The sequence below is a fragment of the Streptomyces sp. NPDC088706 genome, assembly GCF_044752765.1.
Taxonomy (GTDB): Bacteria; Actinomycetota; Actinomycetes; order Streptomycetales; family Streptomycetaceae; genus Streptomyces.
In genome coordinates, this window is the sequence record NZ_JBIVLW010000014.1 from 151,070 (window position 1) to 166,677 (window position 15,608).

Annotated in this window: 16 protein-coding genes; 9 read left to right on the forward strand and 7 right to left on the reverse strand. The window is 70.5% G+C overall.

Annotation, left to right across the window (positions count from 1 at the left end):
- The first annotated feature begins 63 nt into the window (after positions 1-63).
- The 7 genes from ACIQAK_RS26270 (at position 64) to pstB (ending at position 8,489) form a co-directional block, all read left to right on the forward strand.
- Complete coding sequence (locus ACIQAK_RS26270; protein WP_366391477.1) at positions 64-2,316, forward strand: RNA degradosome polyphosphate kinase; 2,253 nt, start codon at positions 64-66, stop codon at positions 2,314-2,316.
- Positions 2,303-3,526 (forward strand): CHAD domain-containing protein, encoded by a 1,224-nt coding sequence (locus ACIQAK_RS26275; protein ID WP_401849096.1) that lies wholly within the window; start codon positions 2,303-2,305, stop codon positions 3,524-3,526. The genes ACIQAK_RS26270 and ACIQAK_RS26275 overlap by 14 nt, the downstream gene beginning before the upstream one ends.
- Before the next feature lie 71 nt (positions 3,527-3,597).
- Complete coding sequence (locus ACIQAK_RS26280; RefSeq protein WP_401849111.1) at positions 3,598-4,068, forward strand: NUDIX hydrolase; 471 nt, start codon at positions 3,598-3,600, stop codon at positions 4,066-4,068.
- Between the two features lie 237 nt (positions 4,069-4,305).
- Positions 4,306-5,445 carry a phosphate ABC transporter substrate-binding protein PstS gene (gene pstS, locus ACIQAK_RS26285; RefSeq protein WP_366391474.1) on the forward strand — a complete coding sequence of 380 codons (1,140 nt, stop codon included), beginning with the start codon at positions 4,306-4,308 and terminating at the stop codon, positions 5,443-5,445.
- A gap of 139 nt (positions 5,446-5,584) precedes the next feature.
- Complete coding sequence (gene pstC, locus ACIQAK_RS26290) at positions 5,585-6,586, forward strand: phosphate ABC transporter permease subunit PstC (RefSeq protein ID WP_366391473.1); 1,002 nt, start codon at positions 5,585-5,587, stop codon at positions 6,584-6,586.
- On the forward strand, positions 6,583-7,671 hold the full coding sequence (gene pstA / locus ACIQAK_RS26295; RefSeq protein WP_366391472.1) for a phosphate ABC transporter permease PstA: 1,089 nt from the start codon (positions 6,583-6,585) through the stop codon (positions 7,669-7,671). The genes pstC and pstA overlap by 4 nt, the downstream gene beginning before the upstream one ends.
- Positions 7,672-7,712: 41 nt before the next feature.
- Positions 7,713-8,489, forward strand: a complete 777-nt coding sequence (gene pstB / locus ACIQAK_RS26300; protein ID WP_006125735.1) for a phosphate ABC transporter ATP-binding protein PstB — start codon at positions 7,713-7,715, stop codon at positions 8,487-8,489.
- 148 nt (positions 8,490-8,637) lie between these two features.
- Here the strand turns inward: pstB and ACIQAK_RS26305 are convergent, their stop codons facing one another.
- Positions 8,638-9,636 carry an inorganic phosphate transporter gene (locus ACIQAK_RS26305; protein ID WP_366391471.1) on the reverse strand — a complete coding sequence of 333 codons (999 nt, stop codon included), beginning with the start codon at positions 9,634-9,636 and terminating at the stop codon, positions 8,638-8,640.
- Positions 9,637-9,641: 5 nt separating this feature from the next.
- A complete protein-coding gene (locus ACIQAK_RS26310; RefSeq protein WP_007449359.1) occupies positions 9,642-10,262 on the reverse strand; it encodes a DUF47 domain-containing protein in 621 nt (206 codons plus the stop codon).
- Between the two features lie 352 nt (positions 10,263-10,614).
- Between ACIQAK_RS26310 and ACIQAK_RS26315 the strand changes: the two genes are divergently transcribed.
- Entirely contained in the window at positions 10,615-10,995 is a 381-nt protein-coding gene (locus ACIQAK_RS26315; protein WP_366391470.1) for a metal-sensitive transcriptional regulator, read from the forward strand.
- 214 nt (positions 10,996-11,209) lie between these two features.
- Here ACIQAK_RS26315 and ACIQAK_RS26320 read toward each other — a convergent pair whose 3' ends face one another.
- Together ACIQAK_RS26320 and ACIQAK_RS26325 are read right to left on the reverse strand one after the other, a co-directional pair.
- A complete protein-coding gene (locus ACIQAK_RS26320; protein ID WP_401849116.1) occupies positions 11,210-11,521 on the reverse strand; it encodes a hypothetical protein in 312 nt (103 codons plus the stop codon).
- Between the two features lie 216 nt (positions 11,522-11,737).
- Positions 11,738-12,607 (reverse strand): hypothetical protein, encoded by an 870-nt coding sequence (locus ACIQAK_RS26325; RefSeq protein ID WP_366391469.1) that lies wholly within the window; start codon positions 12,605-12,607, stop codon positions 11,738-11,740.
- Between the two features lie 163 nt (positions 12,608-12,770).
- Here ACIQAK_RS26325 and ACIQAK_RS26330 point away from each other — a divergent pair, with 163 nt between their 5' ends.
- Complete coding sequence (locus tag ACIQAK_RS26330) at positions 12,771-12,986, forward strand: hypothetical protein (RefSeq protein ID WP_366391468.1); 216 nt, start codon at positions 12,771-12,773, stop codon at positions 12,984-12,986.
- A 135-nt stretch (positions 12,987-13,121) separates the two neighbouring features.
- Here ACIQAK_RS26330 and ACIQAK_RS26335 read toward each other — a convergent pair whose 3' ends face one another.
- The 3 genes from ACIQAK_RS26335 to ACIQAK_RS26345 all read right to left on the reverse strand — a co-directional run bounded on the left by ACIQAK_RS26335 (position 13,122) and on the right by ACIQAK_RS26345 (position 15,602).
- The gene (locus ACIQAK_RS26335) at positions 13,122-13,853 is read right to left on the reverse strand and encodes a phosphatase PAP2 family protein (protein ID WP_366391467.1); all 732 of its coding nucleotides are present in this window, start codon (positions 13,851-13,853) and stop codon (positions 13,122-13,124) included.
- A 358-nt stretch (positions 13,854-14,211) separates the two neighbouring features.
- Complete coding sequence (locus tag ACIQAK_RS26340; RefSeq protein ID WP_401849114.1) at positions 14,212-15,168, reverse strand: NlpC/P60 family protein; 957 nt, start codon at positions 15,166-15,168, stop codon at positions 14,212-14,214.
- A 161-nt stretch (positions 15,169-15,329) separates the two neighbouring features.
- Positions 15,330-15,602, reverse strand: coding sequence for a hypothetical protein (locus tag ACIQAK_RS26345; protein ID WP_366391465.1), 273 nt, complete (start codon positions 15,600-15,602; stop codon positions 15,330-15,332).
- Between the last annotated feature and the right edge of the window lie 6 nt (positions 15,603-15,608).

The following is a 15,608-nucleotide window of genomic DNA, read 5'->3' on the forward strand; positions in this document are numbered from 1 at the left end:
CCTTCCGCGATCTTTCCCGCCTCCGACGCGCCGACCGGGGCCCCCACGCGGAACAATAGGTCCATGAGCCAGCAGCCCAGCTCCGAGGTCCCGGTCCAGCCCGCCCAGCCGTCCGTCGGCTCTCTCGCCGCGCACCGGCCGCACGCCGTAGCGCACCCCTCCGCCGGCAACGTCGGCTTCTCCACCGCCGCCGACCTGGATCCCGACCTCGACGCCGACGCGGACGCGTACGAGCCCGACCGGGACGGCGACGAGCTGCCCCAGGGCCGTTTCCTGGACCGCGAGCGCTCCTGGCTCGCCTTCAACGAGCGCGTGCTGGAGCTGGCCGAGGACCCGGCTACGCCGATCCTGGAGCGGGCCAACTTCCTCGCCATCTTCGCCTCGAACCTGGACGAGTTCTTCATGGTCCGGGTGGCCGGCCTCAAGCGCCGCATCGCCACCGGGGTCGCCACCCGCTCCGCATCCGGCCTCCAGCCCCGCGAGGTGCTGGACCTGATCTGGACCCGCTCGCGCGAGCTCATGGCCCGGCACGCCGCCTGCTTCCAGCAGGACATCTGCCCGGCGCTCTCCGACGAGGGCATCCAGCTCCTGCGGTGGCCGGATCTGACCGAGAAGGAGCAGGCCCGCCTGTTCACCTTCTTCCGGCAGCGCGTCTTCCCCGTGCTGACCCCGCTGGCCGTCGACCCCGCGCACCCCTTCCCGTACATCTCCGGGCTCTCCCTCAACCTCGCCGTCGTCGTCCGCAACCCGGTCAGCGGCCACCGCCACTTCGCCCGGGTCAAGGTCCCGCCGCTGCTGACCCGCTTCCTGGAGGCGTCCCCGCAGCGGTACGTGCCCATCGAGGACGTCATCGCGGCCCACCTGGAGGAGCTGTTCCCGGGGATGGAGGTGCTGGCGCACCACATGTTCCGGGTCACCAGGAACGAGGACCTGGAGGTCGAGGAGGACGACACGGAGAACCTCCTCCAGGCGCTGGAGAAGGAGCTCATGCGCCGCCGCTTCGGCCCGCCGGTTCGCCTGGAGGTCGAGGAGTCCATCGACCCGTACGTCCTGGATCTGCTGGTCCGCGAGCTGAAGGTGTCCGACGCGGAGGTCTACCCGCTGCCCGGCCCCCTGGACCTGACCGGCCTCTTCACCATCGCCTCGCTGGACCGGCCGGAGCTGAAGTTCCCCAAGTTCATCGCGGGCACCCACCGGGACCTGGCCGAGGTGGAGTCCGCCTCCGCACCCGACATATTCGCCGCGCTGCGCGAACGGGACGTCCTGCTCCACCACCCGTACGACTCGTTCTCCACCTCCGTCCAGGCATTCCTGGAGCAGGCGGCGGGCGACCCGGACGTGCTGGCGATCAAGCAGACGCTGTACCGCACCTCCGGCGACTCCCCGATAGTGGACGCCCTCATCGACGCGGCCGAGTCCGGCAAGCAGGTCCTCGTCCTCGTCGAGATCAAGGCCCGCTTCGACGAGCAGGCCAACATCAAGTGGGCCCGCAAGCTGGAGGAGGCCGGCTGCCATGTCGTGTACGGACTCGTCGGGCTGAAGACCCACTGCAAGCTCTCGCTCGTCGTCCGCCAGGAGGGCGACACGCTCCGCCGCTACTCGCACGTCGGTACCGGCAACTACCACCCCAAGACCGCCAGGCTGTACGAGGACCTCGGCCTGCTCACGGCGGACCCGCAGGTCGGCGCGGACCTCTCCGACCTCTTCAACCGGCTCTCCGGCTACTCCCGCCGCGAGACCTACCGCCGCCTCCTGGTCGCCCCGAAGTCACTGCGCGACGGGCTGATCGCCCGGATCAACAAGGAGATCGCCCACCACCGCGCCGGGCGCCCCGCCTACGTACGGATCAAGGTCAACTCGATGGTCGACGAAGCGATCATCGACGCCTGCTACCGGGCGGCCCAGGCGGGCGTGCCCGTCGACATCTGGGTGCGCGGGATCTGCGCGATCCGCCCCGGGGTCGCCGGGCTCTCCGAGAACATCCGGGTCCGCTCCATACTCGGCCGCTTCCTCGAACACTCCCGGGTCTTCTCCTTCGGCAACGGCGGCGAGCCCGAAGTGTGGTTCGGCAGCGCCGACATGATGCACCGCAACCTCGACCGCCGGATCGAAGCCCTCGTCCGGGTCACCGACCCCGCCCACCGCGCCGCACTCAGCCGACTCCTGGAGACCGGTATGGCCGACACCACCTCTTCCTGGCACCTGGGCCCCGACGGCAACTGGACCCGGCACGCCACGGACGCGGAGGGGCAGCCGCTGCGGCACGTCCAGGAGATGCTCATCGATGCCCGGAGGCGCAGGCGTGCGACGCCCTGACCACCAGACGACGACCCGGCCCACCGCGGTCGACGGGGACCCGGAGGACGGCCCCCCCGACGACCGTGGCAGCCGTCCCGCCGGGCGCGCGGCCACCCCGGTCGGTCCCGCCGGGCGCGCGGCCACCCCGGTCGGTCCCGCCGAGCGCGCGGCCACCCCGGTCGGTCCCGCCGAGCGCGCGGCCACCCCGGTCGGTCCCGCCGAGCGCGCGGCCACCCCGGTCGGTCCCGCCGACCCCATGACCGCCGAAGCCGTCCTCGCGCCCTACCTCCGAGGCCGGGCCGCCGACTTCCTGCGCAGCCTGCGCCTGCACCGGGAACACAGCGCCCCCTCGGAGACGGGCGGCCAGGGCGCCGAGGCCGCGGCCCGCGCACTGTGCCGCTCGGCCCGGCGCATCAGCGGCTCGCTCCACACCTTCCGCGGCGCCCTCGACCCGGTCTGGGCCGACCACCTCCGTACGGAACTGGCCTGGCTCTCCGGCACCCTCGCCCGGGAACACGCGTACGCCGGCCGGCTCACCCGCCTCGTCGACGCCCTGCACCAGCTCTCGGGGACCAGCCTCCCCGGGGCCCGCGGAACGGTACCCGCCGCGAACGCCCCCGACTCCTCCGACCCCCAGGGCCGGGCCGCGCTCGGCGTCGGGGCGGCGCGGGCCGGGGCGCTGCTGGAACGCCGGCTCACCCTCGCCCGGACCCGGGCCCACTCCGCCGCGCTCCAGGCCCTCGGCTCCTCCCGCTTCCACGCGGTCGCCGACGCCGTGGCGCTGCTCGCCTCCGATGTCCCGCTGGCCCCCGGCACCATCGGCCGGGGCACCGAGCCGCTCCTGGAGCCCGCCGAACGCGCCGAGCAGCGGCTGATCGGGGCGGTGGCGGCCCTCCCGCCCGACGCGGCGGCGGAGCCGTACAACGAGGCGCACGACGCGCTGTGGCACCAGGCCCGCCTGCTGCTGCGGCTCCACCGGTACGCCCACGAGGTCGTCCTCGGCGCCGCCGACCCCGTCCTCACCGGCGCCGGGCACGCCCTGGACCTGCACCGGGACGCGGCCGAGGCGGCAGCGGCGGCGGCAGCGGCGGCCCGCACCCCCCGGATCGCCCCGGCCACCGCGTACGCCCTGGGGGTGCTCCATGCGGACCAGCGCCACGAGGTGGAGGCGGCGCGGGCGGTGTTCCGGGAGACCTGGCCGTACGCGGCGGCCCTGACGGCCCCGTGAGCGGGGCCGACGAGCACCGCGAGGGCGGCGCCATGGGACACGGCCACGGCGAGCACCCCGGGGGCGACGCCATGGGCGGGGCCGGCGAGCACCCCGGGGGCGGCGCCTCGGGCCATGGCCACGGCGGGCACCGGGCGCGGGACACCGCGATCCGCGCCGCGGGGTGCGTCCTGTGGCGCCGCGCCCCGGGCGGCGGCGGGGTGGAGGTGTGCCTGGTACACCGGCCGCGCTGGGACGACTGGTCCTTCCCGAAGGGCAAGCTGAAGCGCGACGAGGAACCGCTGGCCGCCGCCGTACGGGAGGTCCTGGAGGAGACCGGCCACCACTGCGCCCCGGGCGTCCGGCTGCCGACCGCCCGGTATCTCGTCGACGGCCGCCCCAAGGTGGTCGCCGGCGCGACCGCGAACAGCTCACCGCCCTGCTGTCCGTCCTCCCGCGAACCTGAGCAGGGCTCCCGCGAACCCGAGCCGGGCTTCCCGCTGACCTCAGCCGGGCTCCAGAGGACCTGCGCCGGACCTGCGCCGGACCTGCACCGGACCTGAGCCGGACCTGCCCCGGACCTGAGCCGAACCTGCCCCGGCGATCACCGGCCCAGGGCACCCACACCCGCCTGCCCGACACGGTTCACCTGCCGTTCACTCTCCCCCGTAGGCGGCTTCACCTGTTCTGCCTAATTTCGGACGTACACGGTGCGCGGCGCCAAGCCGCAACACCGCTCCTCATCGCACGCCGTCGTAGAACGAACAGATCACGGCGGCTCCTGGAAGGAACACCCGAAAGTGAAGCTTCAGCGCAAGAACCGGCTTCGTGCCACCGCGCTCGGTGCCCTCGCCGTCTCCGGCGCCCTGGTCCTCACGGCGTGCGGTTCGGACGACAACACCGGCAGCGGGAGCACCGGCGGCACCGGGGAGAAGACCGCGGCGGCGTCGGACATCGACTGCGGCAAGGCCAAGGGCCAGCTCCGTGCCTCCGGGTCCAGCGCGCAGAAGAACGCCATGGACCTCTGGGTCAAGAACTACATGGCCGCCTGTTCCGGGGTGGAGATCAACTACAACTCCTCCTCCTCCGGTGAGGGCATCGTCGCCTTCAACCAGGGCACCGTGGGCTTCGCCGGCTCCGACTCGGCGCTGAAGCCGGAAGAGGTCGCCGAGTCGAAGAAGGCGTGCAAGACCGGCCAGGGCATCAACCTCCCGATGGTCGGCGGCCCGATCGCCGTCGGCTACAACCTGGAGGGCGTCGACAAGCTCACCCTGGACGGCCCGACCCTCGCCAAGATCTTCGACACGAAGATCAAGAAGTGGAACGACCCGGCGATCGCCAAGCTCAACGAGGGCGTCGAGCTGCCGGACAAGGCCATCCAGGCCTTCCACCGCTCCGAGGACTCCGGCACCACGCAGAACCTCGGCAAGTACCTCGGCGCCACCGCCCCGAAGGACTGGAAGTACGAGGCCGAGAAGAAGTGGCCGGCCCCCGGTGGCCAGGCCGCCTCCGGCTCCTCCGGCATCGCCGCCCAGGTGAAGCAGGTCGACGGCGCGATCGGCTACTTCGAGCTCTCCTACGCCAAGTCCCAGAGCATCTCCACGGTCTCCATCAACACCGGCGGCTCGGCCCCGGCCGAGGCCACTTCGGAGAACGCCTCCAAGGCGATCGCCGCCGCCAAGGTCAAGGGCACCGGCAAGGACCTGGCCCTCGACCTCGACTACACCACCAAGGCCGAGGGCGCCTACCCGCTGGTCCTGGTCACGTACGAGGTCGTCTGCGACACCGGCAACAAGCCCGAGACGCTCGACACCGTCAAGTCCTTCCTCTCCTACGCCGCCTCCGACGACGGCCAGAAGATCCTGACCGAGGCGGGCTACGCCCCGATCCCGGCCGAGATCAACACGAAGGTCCGCGAAACCGTCAAGGGCCTCTCGTAACCACCCGCCGCGCGGAGCGACTCCGCGCGGCACCGGCAGGCCGGCCCGGCGCACCCCTCCGGACCGGCCCGCCGCCCCGACCATCCGGTGCACCGCCGCCAGGGGAGCGCACAGCTCCCCCACACAGACCGGAAAGACCATGGCTTCCACCACACCGATAGACACACCACCGGCCCCGCCGGCACCCCCGGACCGCACGGCGCGCCCCCGGTCCACCAGGCGTGCGGGCGACAAGGTCTTCGTGGGCCTCTCGCGCGGTTCGGGCATCCTGCTGCTCGTGCTCATGGCGTCGATCGCCGCGTTCCTCAGCTACCGGGCCGCCATCGCCATCTCGAAGGACGAGGGCAACTTCCTCACCACCTTCGACTGGAATCCGGCCGGTGACCCCCCGGTCTTCGGCATCGCCGTCCTGCTCTTCGGCACCGTCGTCAGCTCGATCATCGCGATGGTCATCGCGGTTCCGGTCGCTGTCGGCATCGCCCTGTTCATCTCGCACTACGCGCCGCGCAGGCTGGCCGCCCCCATCGCGTACGTCGTCGACCTGCTCGCCGCCGTCCCCAGCATCGTCTACGGCATCTGGGGCGCCCTCGTCCTGGTCCCGTACCTGGAGGGCCTGAACCTCTGGCTCGACCAGTTCTTCGGCTGGACGTACATCTTCGAGAAGACCGAGGTCGGCGTCGCCCGCTCGCTGTTCACCGTCGGCGTGCTGTTGGCGATCATGATCCTGCCGATCGTGACCAGCGTCAGCCGCGAGGTCTTCCTCCAGGTCCCGAAGATGAACGAGGAGGCGGCCCTGGCGCTCGGCGCCACCCGCTGGGAGGTCATCCGCCTCTCGGTGCTGCCGTTCGGCCGCTCCGGCATCATCTCCGCCTCGATGCTCGGCCTCGGCCGCGCGCTCGGCGAGACGATGGCCGTCGCCACGGTCCTCTCCCCGAGCTTCATCATCTCGCTGCACGTGCTCAATCCGGGCGGCGGGACGTTCGCGCAGAACATCGCGGCCAAGTTCGGCGAGGCCGACGAGTTCGGGCGTGACGCCCTGATCGCCTCGGGCCTCGTCCTCTTCGTCCTCACCCTGCTGGTCAACGGCGCGGCCCGGCTCATCATCGCCCGCCGCAAGGAGTACTCGGGGGCCAACGCATGAGCCACGCATCCACCGCCGTACAGGAACGCCCGACGCCGCCCGGCGGCCCCGGCGCGCCGAAGTCCGGCCTGAGCAGCCGCTCGCTGCCGCGCCTGGCCCCCGTCGGCTTCGCCGCCGTGGCGATCGCGCTCGCCGTCGGTATCAGCACCGCGGCCGGCTGGCACAGCAAGGTGCAGTGGGGCATGCTCGCCGCGCTGTTCTTCCTGACCATCTCCTACGTCGCCACCACCGTCGTGGAGAACAAGCGCCAGGCCAAGGACCGCCTGGCCACCAGCATCGTCTGGGTCTGCTTCCTGATCGCCGTCATCCCGCTGGCCTCCCTGCTGTGGACGACGATCACCCGCGGCGCCGAGCGCCTGGACGGGTACTTCCTCACCCACTCCATGGCCGGGGTACTCGGCTCGGAGGCCAGCGGCGGCGTCTACCACGCACTGATCGGCACCCTGGAGCAGGTCGGCATCGCCACGGTGATCTCCGCCCCGCTCGGCCTGCTGACCGCCGTCTACCTGGTCGAGTACGGCAAGGGCTCGCTCGCCAAGGCGGTCACGTTCTTCGTCGACGTGATGACGGGCATCCCGTCCATCGTGGCCGGTCTCTTCATCCTGTCGATCATGCTGATCTTCGAGATCCAGCCGTCCGGCCTGATGGGCGCGCTCGCCCTGACGATCCTGATGATCCCGGTCGTGGTGCGCTCCACCGAGGAGATGCTCAAGCTCGTCCCCAACGAACTCCGCGAGGCCTCGCTCGCCCTGGGCATCCCGAAGTGGCGCACTATCCTGAAGGTGGTCCTGCCGACCGCGATCGGCGGCATCACCACGGGCGTCATGCTGGCCATCGCCCGTATCGCCGGCGAGACCGCCCCGATCATCCTGCTGGTCTTCGGCAGCCAGCTGATCAACTCGAACCCCTTCGAAGGCGCCCAGTCCTCGCTGCCGTTCTACATCTACGAGCAGTACAAGATCGGTGAGGCCGCCTCGTACGACCGCGCCTGGGCGGCGGCCCTGGTACTGATCGCCTTCGTCATGATCCTCAACCTCATGGCCCGCGGAATCGCCCGCTGGAAGGCCCCGAAGACCGGTCGCTGACGCGGCCATCAGCGACCTCCCGAAAGAAGCAGTGAATCACCATGGCCAAGCGCATCGACATCAGCGGCCTCACCGCCTACTACGGCAGCCACAAGGCCATCGAGGACATCTCGATGACCGTGGAGCCCCGCTCCGTGACCGCCTTCATCGGCCCGTCCGGCTGCGGCAAGTCCACCTTCCTGCGCACCCTGAACCGGATGCACGAGGTCACCCCCGGCGGCCGCGTCGAGGGCAAGGTGCTGCTGGACGACGAGAACCTGTACGCCTCCAACGTCGACCCGGTCACCGTGCGCCGCACGGTCGGCATGGTCTTCCAGCGGCCCAACCCCTTCCCCACCATGTCGATCTTCGACAACGTGGCGGCGGGCCTGCGGCTCAACGGCAGCTACCGCAAGAGCGAACTGAACGACGTCGTGGAGAAGTCCCTGCGCGGCGCGAACCTCTGGAACGAGGTCAAGGACCGGCTCAACAAGCCCGGCTCCGGTCTCTCCGGCGGCCAGCAGCAGCGCCTGTGCATCGCCCGTGCCATCGCGGTCGAGCCGCAGGTCCTGCTGATGGACGAGCCGTGCTCGGCGCTCGACCCGATCTCGACCCTTGCCATCGAGGACCTGATCGGCGAGCTGAAGGAGCGCTTCACGATCGTCATCGTGACGCACAACATGCAGCAGGCGGCCCGCGTCTCGGACCGCACCGCGTTCTTCAACCTCGCCGCGGTCGGCAAGCCCGGCCGGCTCATCGAGATAGACGAGACCGAGCGGATCTTCTCCAACCCGTCGGTCCAGGCCACGGAGGACTACATCTCGGGCCGCTTCGGCTGAGCCGTACGCCTCCTGCCCCGATACGGCCTTGCGGTGCTGCATGGCGGTGCCACCACAAGGCGAAAGGGTCCGCCCCCGCTCTCCCTGGTACGGAGAACGGGGGCGGACCCATTGATGTGCTCAGGGCTTGTCGCCTTACGACATCGGCTCAGCCGAAGAGCAGCAGCACCGCGCCGTAACTCAGCGCCGCGACCAGCGCGGCGGCCGGCATGGTGATGAACCAGCCGAGGATGATGTTCTTGGCGACGCCCCAGCGCACGGCGTTCACCCGCTTCGTGGCGCCGACGCCCATGATCGCGGAGGTGATGACGTGCGTCGTGGAGATCGGGGCGTGGAAGAGGAACGCCGAACCGAACATGATCGACGCGCCGGTCGTCTCGGCGGCGAAGCCCTGCGGCGGGTCCAGCTCGATGATCTTCCGGCCGAGGGTCCGCATGATGCGCCAGCCGCCCGCGTACGTACCGAGCGAGAGCATCACCGCACAGGCGATCTTGACCCAGACGGGGATCTCGTCGTTGGGGCCCTCGACGTCGGCGATGACCAGGGCCATCACCACGATGCCCATCGTCTTCTGCGCGTCCTGGAGGCCGTGCCCGAGCGCCATGCCCGCCGCCGAGACCGTCTGCGCGATCCGGAAACCGCGCTTGGCCTTGTGCGGGTTGGACTTCCGGAACATCCACATGATGCCGACCATCACCAGATAGCCGGCGATCAGGCCGACGAACGGGGAGATGAACATCGGGATGACGACCTTCTCCAGCACCCCGGACCAGATCACATCCGTACCACCGGCCAGTGCCGCCCCGACCATGCCGCCGAACAGCGCGTGCGAGGACGAGGAGGGGAGACCGTAGTACCAGGTGATGAGGTTCCAGATGATCGCGCCGACCAGCGCCGCGAACAGGATGCCCATCCCCTTCTGCCCCACGGGCGTGGCGATCAGGCCTTCGCTGACGGTCTTGGCGACCCCCTGGCCCAGGAAGGCGCCGGCGAGGTTCATCACCGCGGCCATCGCCAGAGCCGCACGCGGGGTCAGCGCCCGGGTGGAGACCGAGGTGGCGATGGCGTTCGCGGAGTCGTGGAAGCCGTTCGTATACGTGAAGCCGAGCGCGACACCGATGGTCACGATCAGCGCAAAGGTGTCCACGAGGTTCAGGACTCCTTGACCGCGATGGTCTCCACGGTGTTGGCGACGTGCTCGAAGGCGTCAGCCGCCTCTTCCAGCACGTCCACGATCTGCTTGAGCTTCAGCACCTCCATGGCGTCGTACTTGCCGTTGAAGAGCTGGGCCAGCAGCTTGCGGTGGATCTGGTCGGCCTGGTTCTCAAGGCGGTTGACCTCGATCCAGTACTCGGTGAGGTTGTCCATGGTCCGCAGCCCCGGCATGGCCTCGGCGGTCAGTTCCGCCGCCCGGGCCAGCACCTCGATCTGCTGCTCGACGCCCTTGGGGAGCTCCTGGACCTGGTAGAGGACGACCAGGTCGACGGCCTCCTCCATGAAGTCCATGATGTCGTCGAGCGAGGACGCCAGCTTGTAGATGTCCTCGCGGTCGAACGGCGTGATGAAGGAGGAGTTCAGCTGGTGGAAGATCGCGTGGGTGGCATCGTCCCCCGCGTGCTCCGCTGCCCGCATACGCTCCGCGATCTCGACTCGGGAGGCAGAATCCGCCCCGAGCAGTTCCATCAGGAGTTTCGAGCCCGTGACAATGTTGTCCGCAGAGGCGGAGAACATGTCGTAGAAGCTCGTCTCCCTGGGGGTCAGACGAAAGCGCACGTGGGGTCCTCGGGATGCTTTGGGTTCGGTCAGGCTGATGCTAGGCGCATCATCCGGCCACGGCTAACCGGCGTTCTTCAGTGTCGCCCATCGGGAACGGTGATCAGCACGGGCCCCCGGTCACGTTTCCGCCGGATTCGTTACGATATACCCGGCGGGGGTATATCGAGAGGTGTGCCCAGGTCACCCCATGAGGCCGGAGCCGGACCGGAGCCGGACCGGAGCCGGACCGGAGCCGGACCGAAGCCGGACCGAAGCCGGACCGAAGCCGGACCGGAGCCACGCCGTAGCAGGCTGTGACATGTTGCACGAGAACAACGCACGCACGCACGAGGACAACGGGAGGACGCAGATGACCACCACCGAGACCACGGGCGCGGGAGCGGAACCGGAGGCGGCCCCCGCGGCTCCCGTCGACGCCGAGGAGATCGTGACCGACCACGACCGCGGCATCCACGGCTACCACCACCAGAAGGACGAGCACCTCAAGCGGCTGCGCCGCATCGAGGGCCAGATCCGTGGCCTCCAGCGCATGGTCGACGAGGACGTCTACTGCATCGACATACTCACCCAGGTCTCGGCCTCCACCAAGGCCCTGCAGTCCTTCGCCCTCCAGCTGCTGGAGGAGCACCTGCGCCACTGCGTCGCGGACGCGGCGGTCAAGGGCGGCGAGGAGATCGACGCGAAGGTCGAGGAGGCCACGAAGGCGATCGCCCGGCTGCTGAGGACCTGAGGCCAGGGGGCCAGGAGGTACGGGGGTTGGCTCGGGCGTTCGGTGCGGTACGGGACCGGGCTCAGGGGCTCAGCATCAGCGCCGTACAGGGCCGGGCCCGGGCGTTCGGTGCGGTACGGGACCGGGCTCAGGGGCTCAGCATCAGCGCCGTACAGGGCCGGGCCCGGGCGTTCGGTGCGGTACGGGACCGGGTGTCGGCACTCCGCCGGGGGCGTCAGCCCTGGTGGGCGGCCTGCCGGGGGACGGTGGTCCACGCCTCGGCGCCCTTGGCGGCGAGCACGCCGTCCACGTCGCCTCCGCCACTTTCGTCGCCGCTTCCGCCGCTCCCAGCGCCCCCAGCGCTTCCGCCGCCGCCGCCGCTTCCGGCGCCAAGCAGCTCATCCCCGACGTTGAGCACTTCGTCGATACGGTCGGGACTGAGGCGCTCCTCACGCGCCGTCGAGGCCGCGATCATCAGCTCGCCGCACAGCTCGATCTCCGCGAGGGCCACACAGTCCTGAGCGTTCGGAGCGCTGAGCGTCACCACCTGCGTCACCTCTCCCTTCCGTCGCCGACCCTTCGCCGGCCCTTTGGCGCCTTGCCCCTGCTCCGGCGCATCGCCGTTTCTTCGGCGCACCGGCTTCCTAGCGTAGGGAGCGCGATACGTGCCGCGCATGGCACGGACGGACCATTTAGTCCCCCTCCCAACCGGCCCCTCCTCGCCCCGCTCCTCCCCTAGGGGGACGCGTCGTCGGGCGGCCGCTCAGCCCTGCCGGATCTCCCCCGTGTAGATGTCGCCCTCGTCCGGCAGCGCCACCGTGACCGGCACCCCGAACCCGTACAGCAGCAGCGTCGAGACCACTGTGACCTCCGCCGCCTCCTGGCCCGCGGAGGCGAAGCTGAAGCGGTGGCGGACCTTCCGCAGCCGTCCCTCCTCGTCGAGGTACGCGTCGAACGGGATGGCGTCCTTGCTGAACCCTTTCGCCGCCGCGCCCAGCGCCCCGCGCGACCGGGGCGACGCGGCCCGCGCCGCCCGGTTCAGGTCGGCGACGCCCCGGTAGTGATGCACCGTCACCCCGCCCACCTCCGACTTCCCCACGTACGTCACATCACCGGCCCCACGCAGCAGTTCGGCGGCCGCCATCGGGTCGGTGACCCCGCCGGTGACGAGGTTGCCGTCCTTGAGGGCGGTCGTGTCGATCCTGACCCACTTGTCGTCGGGGACCCCGGCGCCCCGGTTCTTCATGTAGAGCGCGCCAGGCGCCAGCAGCTCGGTGATCGGCCGGTGGTCGTCCGCGCCCGCCGCGTCCGTGGGCAGCACCACCTTCAGCCGTCCCACCTGCTTGCGGAAGTCGTAGGTGCCCTGCCCCCGGATCGTCACCCGCGTCCCGCCGGCCGCCGTCTCCATCGACGTACGGGCTCGTGCGCCGCCCACCTCGGCGAGTACGCCGGCGGCCCGGCCGAGCACGTCGAGCGGGCGCTCCGCGGCCACGGCGTGCTGCCCGGAGCCGTCGCTCCTGCCGCTTCCCCCGTCCCCGCCGACGCATCCGGCGGCGACCGCGATCACCCCGGCCACGGCGAGGACGCGGACAGCGCGGGCCCCGCCTCCGTCCCTGTACTGCTGCACCACCATCGCCTGCCAACCCCCAACGAATGCCGCTCGACCGAGCCCTCACCCGTCACACATAACGACCACCGGCGCCCCCCGTCACGCCGCCCCGGCGCGTCCGCCGTGCGGCCGGGGGTCGTCCGGCGCCCGGTCCCCGCTCGGGGACCGTCCCCAGTACCGTGGTCAGGTGCCCGAGGAACCCTCCGCCCCAGCCCGCACCGCAGCCCCGCACCCGCCGTCGTGCCCCGCCCCGGGACCGGCGGCGGCACACAGCGCCACGACGATCGAGCGCGGCTCGTTCTGCCTGGCCCGCTGCGTCTGCGGCTGGACGGGCCCGGCGCGCAGATCGCGGGACCGGGCACGCACGGACGCCGCCGACCACCTCGCCGTGCCCCCGCCCTGACCCCACATGTTGAGGGCCATGGCTGAAAAAGCACGATCCCCGGGGTGCTTGCTCAAGCACCCCGGGGGATCGATGTGACACATCGGTGCGACAGATACGCGTTACAGATAGGCGCTACGGAACGTGCGGCCGGTTTCAGGCGGCGAGATCCTTCTCCCCCGGGTTGCCGCGCCCGGCGCCCGGCCGCGGCTCTGGGATTCCCAGCGCGTCCCCGCGCTCGTCGGCGTACGCGGAATCCGCCTTCTTCGACCGGACAAGCCGGCCGACCCGGTCGGAACGGGAGACCGCCGCCATCAGCGGGGTCAGCAGCGCCATGGCTAGGGGCGCCAGCAGCAGGGCGACGGCCGTGCCGAGGGCGAATCCGCCGATCACGTCGGTCGGGTAGTGGACGCCCATGTAGACCCGGCTGACGCCCGCGAAGAGCGCGAGGCCGAGCGCGACGAAGCCGAACTTCCGGTTGGCCACGAAGATGCCGACGGCGAGGGCCATCGCAAGGGTGGCATGGTCGCTGACGAACGAGAAGTCCGTCTTGCCGTGGATCAGGACTTCGAGGCCCTCGTGGTCGTTGAACGGGCGCGGCCGTTCGACGAAGCCACGGATCGGGATGTTGACCACGACCGCGAGCGCGGCGGCGAGCGGCGCCCAGACGAGCGCGGCGACCGCGGTCACCGAATCCTCGGCGCTCCCGCGCTTGCGCATGCTCCACCAGCACCAGAGGCCCACCAGGACGAGGCCGAACATGGTCCCGTACTCACCGACGAACTCCATGACCCGGTCGAGCCAGGTCGGAGCGGCCTTCGCCAGCCCGTTGATGTCGTAGAGCAGACTGACGTCCGGGTTCGACCCTTCGAGTTCGAGTCCAGCCATCTGCTGCGGCCCCTTGCCTTGTCTGCTTCATCTGTGGCGACGCGCGTCCATGCGCGCCACCGTGGTCGAACCCCCGTGATCGGTGTGGTCCCGTTCCTGCGCACGCATGGTCAGTGCGCATGCTGTCCCTGTCCAGGGAACGGCCTGGCACCCGTCCGCGTTCCACTCTCCACCGAATGATCACCATGACGTTATCGAAGAGTGACTGGTCGTTGCAGCTCAGGGCCCAGGCTTCACGGAGAGTTCCGGCCACGGCCGACCCCCCGTCAGTTTCGCCGCAGCCGACCCGCGCCGGGAAGGGACCGAGGAGTGAACGGTCACCTCGGCGACGGGTCCCGTCGTCCCGCCGACGAACCCGTCATCCCGTCGGAAGGTCCGTCGGCAAGGCAGCGGCGCCGTCCTTGGTGACCCGCGTCGCCCCGAAGTAGTCCGGCGTATCGATCTTGTCGAAGCGGATGACCGCTCCGGTGAAGGGAGCGTTGATCATGTAGCCGCCTCCGACGTACAGCCCGACGTGCCGGATCGCCCGCGAATTGGTGAGGTCGTCGGAGAAGAAGACGAGATCCCCCGGGAGCAGCTCGTCCCGTGAGGGATGCGGCCCGGCGTTGTACTGGTCGTTGGCGACACGCGGCAACTCGATCCCGACGGTCCGGTACGCGGCCTGGGTCAGCCCGGAACAGTCGAACCGCCCCTGCTGCTCCGGCGTTCCGTTCCCGCCCCACAGATACGGCGTACCGAGCTTCTTCTGCGCGAAGTAGATGGCCCCGGCCGCCTGCCGGGAGGGCGCCACACGGCCGACGGGCCGGGCGAAGCTCTTCTCCAGCGACCGGATGATCTTTACGTAGTTCTGCGTCTCCTTGTAGGGCGGCACACCGCCGTACTTGATCACCGCGTAGGCGCCGGCGTTGTAGGAGGCGAGCATGTTGCTCGTCGGATCCCCCGGCACCTTCTTCACGTACCCGGCGAGCTCGCAATCGTACGAAGCGGCCGAGGGGATCGCATCGGCCGGGTCCCACACGTCCCGGCGGCCGTCGTTGTTGCCGTCGATCCCGTGCGTGGCCCAGGTGCCCGGGATGAACTGGGCGATGCCCTGCGCGGCGGCGTGGCTCTGCGCCTGCGGGTTCCAGCCACTCTCCTGGTACAACTGCGCGGCGAGCAGAGCCGGGTTGATGGCGGGACAGAGGTTGCCCCACTTCTGCACCAGCGACTGGAACCGCGCCGGCACCGCCCCCTTGGCGAGCGCGACGGCACCACCCCCGCCCGCCCCCGCGAGACCGGCGGCGGCCGAGTACGTACCGACGAGGAGCAGCGCCATGAAGCACGCGACCGCGCCCACGCCGATGCCACCGAAGACCCAGAATTTCCGCACCCCTCAACCATCCCCCATCGGGGCACGGTTCAGGGATGTTTTCGACGGTGTGTACGAGTCATCCGCGGCACACCACCGGCGCACCCGGAGCACGCGGGGGCGTCGCCCTAGTCCCGCGCCGACGAGGTCACACCGACCTCGGGGGTTTCTGCCGACCAGAAATCGGAGTGGATGTTGGGGCGCGGGATGGACTCTGCCGCTGGGTCTAGCGATGCGGTGGCCTGACGGGTGGAGTGGGCCACCTCGGAATAGCTGACACATGGGCTGATCACGTCTAGGTGCACCTGCCCCCTGTCGGCGACAATCAGCCCCACTTGGAATCCGTCCTCAGTGCGCGCGTAGATCGCCGGAACGTCCACGTCGTTGTTGATCGCCGTCATGCGGTA